This is a genomic window from Xanthomonas sp. WHRI 10207, assembly GCF_040202975.1.
In the GTDB taxonomy this organism is placed as follows: Bacteria; Pseudomonadota; Gammaproteobacteria; order Xanthomonadales; family Xanthomonadaceae; genus Xanthomonas.
Genome location: NZ_JBEGDX010000011.1, coordinates 1 through 8704, shown reverse-complemented (window position 1 = coordinate 8704; position 8704 = coordinate 1). Strand labels below are relative to the sequence as shown.

Annotated in this window: 6 protein-coding genes; 3 read left to right on the top strand and 3 right to left on the bottom strand. The window is 64.9% G+C overall.

Going from position 1 to position 8704, the window contains the following annotated elements; all coding sequences use genetic code 11:
* Window positions 1-244: 244 nt before the first annotated feature.
* Together ABQU90_RS22690 and ABQU90_RS22685 are read right to left on the bottom strand one after the other, a co-directional pair.
* Window positions 245-1630, bottom strand: a complete 1386-nt coding sequence (locus tag ABQU90_RS22690; RefSeq protein ID WP_055851821.1) for a glutamine synthetase family protein — start codon at window positions 1628-1630, stop codon at window positions 245-247.
* Between the two features lie 6 nt (window positions 1631-1636).
* Window positions 1637-2392, bottom strand: a complete 756-nt coding sequence (locus ABQU90_RS22685) for a gamma-glutamyl-gamma-aminobutyrate hydrolase family protein (protein WP_323522633.1) — start codon at window positions 2390-2392, stop codon at window positions 1637-1639.
* A 147-nt stretch (window positions 2393-2539) separates the two neighbouring features.
* Between ABQU90_RS22685 and ABQU90_RS22680 the strand changes: the two genes are divergently transcribed.
* The 3 genes from ABQU90_RS22680 to ABQU90_RS22670 all read left to right on the top strand — a co-directional run bounded on the left by ABQU90_RS22680 (window position 2540) and on the right by ABQU90_RS22670 (window position 6634).
* Window positions 2540-3919: a glutamine synthetase family protein gene (locus ABQU90_RS22680; protein WP_323522632.1), complete on the top strand. Its 1380-nt coding sequence runs from the start codon at window positions 2540-2542 to the stop codon at window positions 3917-3919.
* Entirely contained in the window at window positions 3919-5235 is a 1317-nt protein-coding gene (locus tag ABQU90_RS22675) for an NAD(P)/FAD-dependent oxidoreductase (protein ID WP_323522631.1), read from the top strand. Before ABQU90_RS22680 ends, ABQU90_RS22675 begins: the two co-directional genes overlap by 1 nt.
* Window positions 5236-5335: 100 nt before the next feature.
* Complete coding sequence (locus ABQU90_RS22670) at window positions 5336-6634, top strand: diguanylate cyclase (protein WP_055851809.1); 1299 nt, start codon at window positions 5336-5338, stop codon at window positions 6632-6634.
* A 161-nt stretch (window positions 6635-6795) separates the two neighbouring features.
* Here the strand turns inward: ABQU90_RS22670 and ABQU90_RS22665 are convergent, their stop codons facing one another.
* Window positions 6796-8076, bottom strand: coding sequence for an MFS transporter (locus ABQU90_RS22665; protein ID WP_115553970.1), 1281 nt, complete (start codon window positions 8074-8076; stop codon window positions 6796-6798).
* Window positions 8077-8704: the final 628 nt, after the last annotated feature.

Here is an 8704-nt window from a genome sequence, read left to right as displayed (position 1 = left end):
AGGGCGCGAGGACGGGGTGTGCTTTCTTTTTGGTTACTTTTTCTTTGCACAAGCAAAGAAAAAGTGACTCGCGCCCGAAGGGCGTGAAAGCCCTGCTCTGAATTTGAATCCTCCAGAAACCCGGAAGCACACTAACCACTGCCAGCTTCAACACCACCCGACACCGCACCCTCATCCGCCCTTCGGGCACCTTCTCCCGACGGGAGAAGGAAACATCGCAGCACGCCGAACAGGTAAAAACTCCTCACACATTCAACAACAAGAACTCCCGCTCCCACGAACTGATCACCCGAAAGAACGTCTCATACTCCTTCCGCTTCACCGAGATATAGGCCCGCACAAACCGTCGCCCCAACATCTCCTGCAACGCCTCGCATTTCTCCAACCCATCCAGCGCCTCACCCAGCGAGCGCGGCAAATCGTAGCCCTGCTCCTTGCCGTTACTGCTGATCGGCGCGGTCGGCTCCAGCTTTTCGCGGATGCCCAACAACCCGCACGCCAATGTCGCCGCCATCGCCAGATATGGATTGGCATCGGAGCCGGCAAACCGGCTTTCCACCCGCATGTTTTGTGGCGCATCGATCGGCACCCGCAACCCGCAGGTGCGGTTGTCGAAGCCCCACAGCACATTGCTTGGCGACACCTCGCCGAACATCAGCCGCCGGTACGAATTGACGTTAGGCGCCAGCAGCCCCATCGCCATCGGAATGTATTTCTGCAGCCCGCCCAGATAATGCGCAAAGGTGTCGCTGAACCCGCCCTCGCGCTTGCCGCTGAACACGTTCTTGCCGGTGCCGGCATGCAACAGGCTCTGGTGGATATGCATCGCACTGCCGGGCTCGGTTTCCATCGGCTTGGCCAGAAACGTCGCATACACCCCGTGCCGCAGCGCCGCTTCGCGCATGGTGCGCTTGAACAGGAACACCTGGTCGGCGCGCGACAAGGCATCGGCGTGGGTGAAGTTGACTTCCAGCTGCGCGGCGCCGGATTCGTGGATCAAGGTATCCACGTCCAGTTCCATCGCATCGCAATAGTCGTACATCAGATCCAGGATCGGGTCGAACTCGTTCACCGCATCGATCGAATACGACTGCCGCGCGGTTTCCGGGCGACCGGAACGCCCGGCCGGCGGCAGCAACGGGAAGTCGGGATCGGTGTTCTTCTGCACCAGAAAGAACTCCAGCTCCGGCGCCACCACCGGCTGCAATTTGACCTCGGCGTAGGCCTCCAGCACGCGACGCAGCACATTGCGTGGCGCCAGTTCGTGCGGCTGGCCGTCCTTGGTGTAGCAATCGTGGATGACCTGCGCGGTGGGGTCGGCGGCCCACGGCACCATGCGCACGGTGGAAGCGTCCGGGCGCAAATGCATATCCGAATCCGACGGCGAGGTCAGCGCGTAATAGTCGTCCGGAAAGTCGCCGGTGACCGTGGTGGCGAAGATGCCTTCGGGCAACCGCGTGCCGTAATCGTGCGAAAACTTGTCGGCCGGAATGATCTTGCCGCGCGCATTGCCGGTGATGTCCGGCACCAGGCATTCGACCTCGGTGATGTGGCGGTCCTTGAGCCAGCGGCGCAATGCGCTCTCTGGCTGCTTGGGCGTGGATTTACGCGAACGTGTGCGGATCGACATACAACCTCACTGACCGCGCTGAGCGGCGTAACGGCGACAGGCCTCGCCGAAGGACTGAAAGATGGCACGGTAGAACGGATGCTGTGTGACACGCCATTCCGGATGCCATTGCACGGCGAGTAAAAAGCCCGGTCCCGGGCCGCGAAAGGCTTCGATCAAGCCATCGGGAGCGGTTGCCTCGACCAGCAGGCCATCGGCCAGCGTGGCGATGCCCTGCCCGTGCAATGAGTTAACCCACACCTCGGCCGAGTCGCTCATGCCAGACAGCCAACCGCCGGGCTGCAACCGCAGCGGATGCGCGGGGCCGTATTGCACGTCCAGCGGCGCGTTGCGGTCTTCGCGATGATCGGCCAGGCCGGGTACCGCATGCACACGTTGATGCAGGCGTCCACCGAGCGCGACATTGACCTCCTGCAGGCCACGACAGATCGCCAGCACCGGCAGGCCGCGCGCAAGCGCCTGTGGGATCAAGCCCAGGCTGGTAGCATCGCGCGCCGCATCGTGCGGGTTGCCCTCCCAACTCGATTCGTCGCTGTAGTGGTGCGGCTCGATATTGCTGACCGCTCCGGTGAGCAGCACGCCGTCCAACCGATCCAGCCACGCGCCGGCCTCCAGGCTGGGCTGCAGACTCGGCAGCAGCACCGGCATGGCACCGGCCGCGTCCACAATCGCACGGATGTATTTTTCGCCGGCCGCCAGAAACGGATGCGGCCCTTGCGCGATGCGATCGGTCGGCAATCCGACCAGTGGTACGACAGCCATGCAGACATCCCGATACGGTGCGTTGAACGGCAGATGCGCTCGAACTTACCGCGCCACCGCCACCATTGCCACCGCTGCACCGTTGCCTGGTCGCAAATGATCACGCCTGCTTTGCTAGGCTGGGCGGCGACTTCGCAGGTGGTGCCCATGGCTTCCGAGAACTCCGTCGCATCGCTGCCCGCTGCCGATGCCGCCACCCTGGCGCGTATCGCCGGCTGCCACTCCGTCGACCTGTTGTTGCCCGACACCAACGGCGTATTGCGCGGCAAGCGCGTCACTGCCGATGCACTGCACAAGGTCTACCGCGATGGCGTATGCCTGCCGATGTCGCTGATCGCCACCGACATCACCGGCAACACCGTGGAAGAAACCGGGCTTGGCTATGCCATCGGCGATGCCGACCGCATCTGCCGGCCGATCGAAGGCTCGCTGCGCCCGGTACCATGGGCGCCACAGCCGATGGCGCAGCTGCTGCTGGCGATGCACACCCCGGACGGCAGCCTGTTCGAGGTCGCGCCACGCGCGGTGTTGCAGCGGGTGTTGCACGGCTTTGCCGCACTCGGGCTGACCCCGGTGGTGGCGGTGGAGCTGGAGTTCTACCTGTTCGATGCGGTGCCCGATGCGCAGGGGCGCCCGCAGACCCCGCGCGACCCGGTCACCGGCATCCGCAGCGACAGCACCCAGGTGTACGCGTTGCAGGACCTTGACGATCACCGTGGTTTTACCGATGCGGTCACCGCTGCATGCCACCAGCAAGGCATCCCGGCCGACACCGCCGTGGCCGAGTACGCACCGGGCCAGTTCGAAATCAACCTGCAACATCGCGCCGATGCGGTTGCCGCCTGCGACGAGGCGATCCTGCTCAAACGCACCATCAAGGCCATCGCGCAGCAGCAGCGCATGCTGGCCAGCTTCATGGCCAAGCCGTTCCCCGGCCAGGCCGGCAGCGGCTTGCATCTGCATGTGAGCCTGCTCGATGCCAACGGGCACAACGTGCTGGCCGGCGAGGCCGAGATGCCCACCGACCGCCTGCGCCACGCCATCGCCGGGCTGCAGCGGCATGCGGACGCGTCGCTGCTGTTGTTTGCGCCGCACGCCAACAGTTACCGACGCTTCGTCAGCAACGCCTTTGTGCCGCTGGATGCCAGCTGGGGCTTCAACAACCGCACCGTGGCGCTGCGCATCCCGCATAGCGATGCCCGCAACACGCGTATCGAACATCGCATTGCCGGCGCCGATGCCAACCCGTATCTGGCCGCGGCCGCGGTGCTGGCGGCTATTCTCGACGGCCTGAAGCAGCCCGCCGAACCCACGCCGCCGATCACCGGCAATGCCTATGCGCAAGGAATCTTCCAGCCACGCACCTGGCAGGGCGCAGTCGATGCGTTTGTGTCCAGCGACTTTATCGGCGCCCAGCTAGGCACGCAGTTTCAGCATGTGTTCGGGCAACAGAAACAACGCGAGCTGCTCGACTACCAGGCGCTTGTGCCGGACGTCGATTACGCCCGGTACCTGCGGACAGTGTGATGGGCAGCCCGGCCACCGCGCTGCCGCACGCCGACACCGCGGAGGGCGGCTACCCTGACAGCTGGTACACGCGCAGCGCGCCTGCCCTGCCCGCGCAACCGCGCCTGCGCGGCGCAGAGCGCGCCGATGTCTGCATTCTCGGCGCCGGTTACACCGGACTGACTGCGGCGCTCGCGCTGGCCGAAGCCGGCTACCGGGTCGTCGTGCTGGAGGCCCGGCGCATCGGCTGGGGCGCATCCGGTCGCAACGGCGGCCAGGCCATCGTGGGCTACGGCTGCGAACAGGAAACGCTGGAAGCATTGGTCGGCGATAAAGATGCGCGCCTGCTGTTCGACTTCTCGCGCGACGGCATGCGCCTGCTACGCCAGCGGATCGAACGCCATGCCATCGCCTGCGACTGGCGCGATGGTCACGCCCATGTCCCGCTCAAGCCGCGCCAGGTGCGGGCGCTGCAGCACGGCATCGTGCGCATGGCGCAGCGCTACGACTACCCGCTGGAGTGGTGGGACCGCGCCCGCACCCGCCAGGTGCTCGACAGCCCACTGTATCTGGGTGCGATGTTCGACCCCGCCAGCGGCCATCTGCATCCGCTGGCCTATGCATTCGGCCTGGCGCGGGCGGCACTGGCGGCCGGCGTGCGCATCTTCGAAGACTCGGCGGTGACCCGCCTGGACACTGGCGCGCAGGTCACGATGCACACGGCCGATGGCAGCGTCACCGCGGACTTCGGCGTGATTGCCGGCAACGCCTTGCTGCACGGCATCGCCGCGCCGCTGGAGCAGCGCATCATGCCGGTCGGCACCTACGTGGGTGCCACCCCGCCGCTGGGCCAGGCGCGCGCACGCGCGCTGATCGCCAACGACATGGCGGTGGCCGACACCAATTGGGCGCTGGATTATTACCGGCTCAGCGCCGATCACCGGCTGCTGTTCGGCGGGCGCGCCAGTTATTCGTCGCGCCCGCCGCCGGGTCTGAAGCGCTTGATGACGCAGCGCATGCACACGGTGTTTCCACAGTTGCAGGACGTGCCGCTGGAGACCGTCTGGGGCGGCTACGTGGACATCTCCCGCAACCGCGCGCCGCATTGGGGCCGGCTCGCGCCGACTGTGTATTTCGCGCAGGGCTTCTCCGGCCACGGTGTGGCAGCCACCGGTCTGGCCGGCTACGTGATCGCCGAGGCCATCGCTGGCCAGAGCCAGCGGCTGGACGTGTTCGCGCGTATCCCGCACCGCCCGTTTCCCGGCGGGCAGCGGCTGCGCACCCCGCTGCTGGTGGCGGCCATGAGCTGGTACCGGCTGCGCGACGCGCTGTGGTGACCGCGCCCCCAGGTCCATCGCGCAAGCTGCAACGCAGCGCTCAAGTTTTGGCGAGCAGAGCCGTTAGCTGATCTGACGGTTCGATCCACACGGCCAACCGATGTCCCCAGGTACCCTACATCGCAATAGTGAAAGCGCAGTTCTGCCGCAACGCGTGTTGCTGGTGGAGAACTCGCGCACGTTCACCAGCATGCTGCGCGCAGCCATCGAGCAACGCGTGGAACTGCCGGTCACGGTCGTTTCGACCCTGGCCGAAGCGGCGCGCGTGCTCGACGAAGAAGATGGCTGGTTCCTGGTCCTGACCGGCCTGGTGCTGGTCGACGGTGACCGCGACAAGGTCGTGGAGTTCTTCCTCTCGCGCAACCTGCCGACCGTGGTGGTCAGCGGCGTGTACGACGAGGATCTGCGCCAGCGCGTGCTGCAGCAGCAGATCATCGATTACGTACTCAAAAACGCACCGGGCAGCATCGAATATCTGGCCTGGCTGGTGCAGCGTCTGGAGCGCAATCGTCGCATCGGCGCGTTGGTGGTGGACGATTCGTTGTCTGCTCGTACCTACGCCGCCGCACTGCTGTCGATGTACGGCTACCGCGTGGTGCTGGCCGCTGACGGCGCCGCCGGACTGGAAGCAATCGAACGCGACCCCGACATCCGCCTGACCATCGTCGATCAGGAAATGCCCGGCATGGAAGGCGTGGAATTCACCCGCCGGCTGCGTGCGTTGCGCTCGCGCGACAAGGTCGCGGTGATCGGCATCTCCGGCAACAGCGACTCGTCGCTGATCCCGCGCTTCTTGAAGAACGGCGCCAACGACTTCCTGCGCAAGCCCTTCTCGCGCGAAGAATTCTTCTGCCGCGTCTCGCAGAACGTGGACCAGCTGGAATTGATCGGCACGCTGCAGGATCTGGCCACACGCGATTTCCTCACCGGCCTGCCCAATCGGCGTTACTTCCTGGAACAAAGCCAGCGCGTGATCCCGCAGTTGCTGTCGCAGGACCAGACGGTGACCGCGGCCATGCTGGATATCGATCACTTCAAACACATCAACGACACCTGGGGCCACGAAGCCGGTGACCAGGCGCTCCGCGCGGTGGCCGCATCGGTCTCCGGGCATGCACGTCCGCAGGACCTGGTGGCGCGTTTCGGTGGCGAAGAATTCTGCCTGCTGGTGCCGGGGCTGGATGCAGCCAACGCCACCAGCTACTTCGAAACCCTGCGCGAACGCATCAGCGCACTACGCGTCCGCGTCGGCGACGACACGCTGAGCATGACGGTAAGCATCGGCGTGTGCATCGCGACCGAAGGCGACCAATCGCTGCATTACCTGTTGAACGAAGCAGACAAATATCTGTACCTGGCCAAGGCCGGCGGCCGCAACCAGGTACGCTTGGCTGGCTGAGCGCAGCACACTTGCACCGACACGGCACCCGGCCAGGACGCACCTCAAAGCGCGTCTTTCTCTAGCTCCCGTAGGCGCGCACCCGGGCGCGAAGGCGTCTTACCGATAGCACCTCTGCGCGCACCAGCCCGCGCCTATGCCAGGCGCGTACCCAACAGCATCTATCGACGCGATCGCCGCACCATCGTCAGCGCGAGCAAGCTCAACACCGCGGCGCCGCCCAGGTAGTAACCCACCGCCTGCACCCCGTAGCGCGCTGCCAGTTGCGTGGCCACATACGGCGCCGGGGCCGCACCCAGGATGCTGGCCAGATTGAACGACAGCGACGCGCCGGTATAGCGCACCTCGGTGGGATACAACTCCGCCAGCAAGGTGCCGCAAGGGCCGTAGGTCAGCCCCATGAAAAAGAAGCCCAGCCCGAGAAAAGTCAGCACCTGTAACGGGTGATCGGCCTGGAACAACGGCGCAAACGCCAGTCCGAACGCAACGATGGCAATGCTGGCCAGCATCATCGCCAACGGTGCGCCATGCCGATCGCCGAACTTGGCCGACAACGGAATGCCCAGCGCAAAGAACACGATGCCGGCCATCTGCAGCAGCAGGAATTGTTCCTTGTCGTAGCCCAGCGTCTTGGTGCCATAGCCCAATGCGAACACGGTCATCAGATAGAACAACACGAAGGTGGCAAACGCACCCAGCGTGCCGATGATCAACGCCGGCCAATGCTGCGAGATCACGGTGCCCAGCGGCAGCCGTACGCGCGTCTGACGATCCAGGGTCTTTTGAAAATCCGGTGTTTCGGTAATGCTCAGGCGTACCCACAGCCCGGTCAGCACCAATAAGGCGCTGGCCAGAAACGGCACCCGCCAGCCCCACTGCATGAAGGCCGCATCGTCCAGCAATGCGCCCATGCCAAGGAAGGTACCGGTGGACAGCAAAAAGCCCAGCGGTGCACCCAGCTGCGGAAACATGCCGTACCACACGCGCTTGCCCGGCGGTGCGTTCTCGGTGGCCAACAGCACGGCGCCGCCCCACTCGCCGCCCAGGCCCAGCCCTTGACCGAACCGGCACAGCGCCAGCAGCAATGGGGCCCACACTCCGATCTGCGCATAGCCGGGCAATAGACCAATGGCGACCGTGGACAAGCCCATCGTCAGCAACGCCGCCACCAGCGTGGCCTTGCGGCCGACCCGATCGCCGAAGTGGCCGAAGACCGCCGAGCCCACCGGCCGCGCGATGAAGGCGACCGCAAAAGTCGCCAGCGACTGCAGCATCGCCGCACTGCCATCGCCGGCCGGAAAGAACAAGGTCGGGAACACCAGCACCGCAGCGGTGGCATAGATGTAGAAATCGAAGAACTCGATGGTCGTGCCGATCAGGCTGGCAAACAGCACGCGCGCAGGCGAATTGACGGGCGTGGCGAGTGGCACGGCGGCAGTCATCGTGAGTCGGCATCCATCAGACAAGACGGCCGATTCTGGCAGATCGCGGCAGTGGTTTGCGCAGCCAAACCGGCCTGCAAAAAGTTACAGGCGTGACCGCCTGGCGCGTGGGCCATGCCATCCTCATCCATAAAGGGTGGCCGACAAAACGTAGTGAGCAGTCGTCAGATGAGGAAGGATGGCGTGCTAAGAATGCGTTGATTGAAAGGCGGATGATCTGCAACTTGGCTGCCGGGCCCTCACTCGCCAACGATCGCGGGAAACGCCGCAAGTACGGACTGGTCGAACAATGAAGATAGATCACTTGTAGAGCTGATGATCTTCAGCTTGGCTGCAGGGTCCTTGCCCGCCCACCATCACGGGACACGCCGCAAGTACGTCCCTGTAGGCTCTTACGCGGCATCCATGCCGCGTAAGGTCCCGCGACGGTGAGCGGGCAAGAACAGTCGAGAGCGCCGGTGTGCGGATGTTTCAACAGAGCAACCGTTAACTGTCTGCTGCAGTGTCTTCGCTCTTCGATAACGTCACCAGCCAACTATCTGGTGCGGTGCCCTCGCCGCTTGCGGGACCGTTGGCGGCATGGATGCCGCCATCGAGCCCCCAGGGACGGGTTCACGGCGTGTCCCGC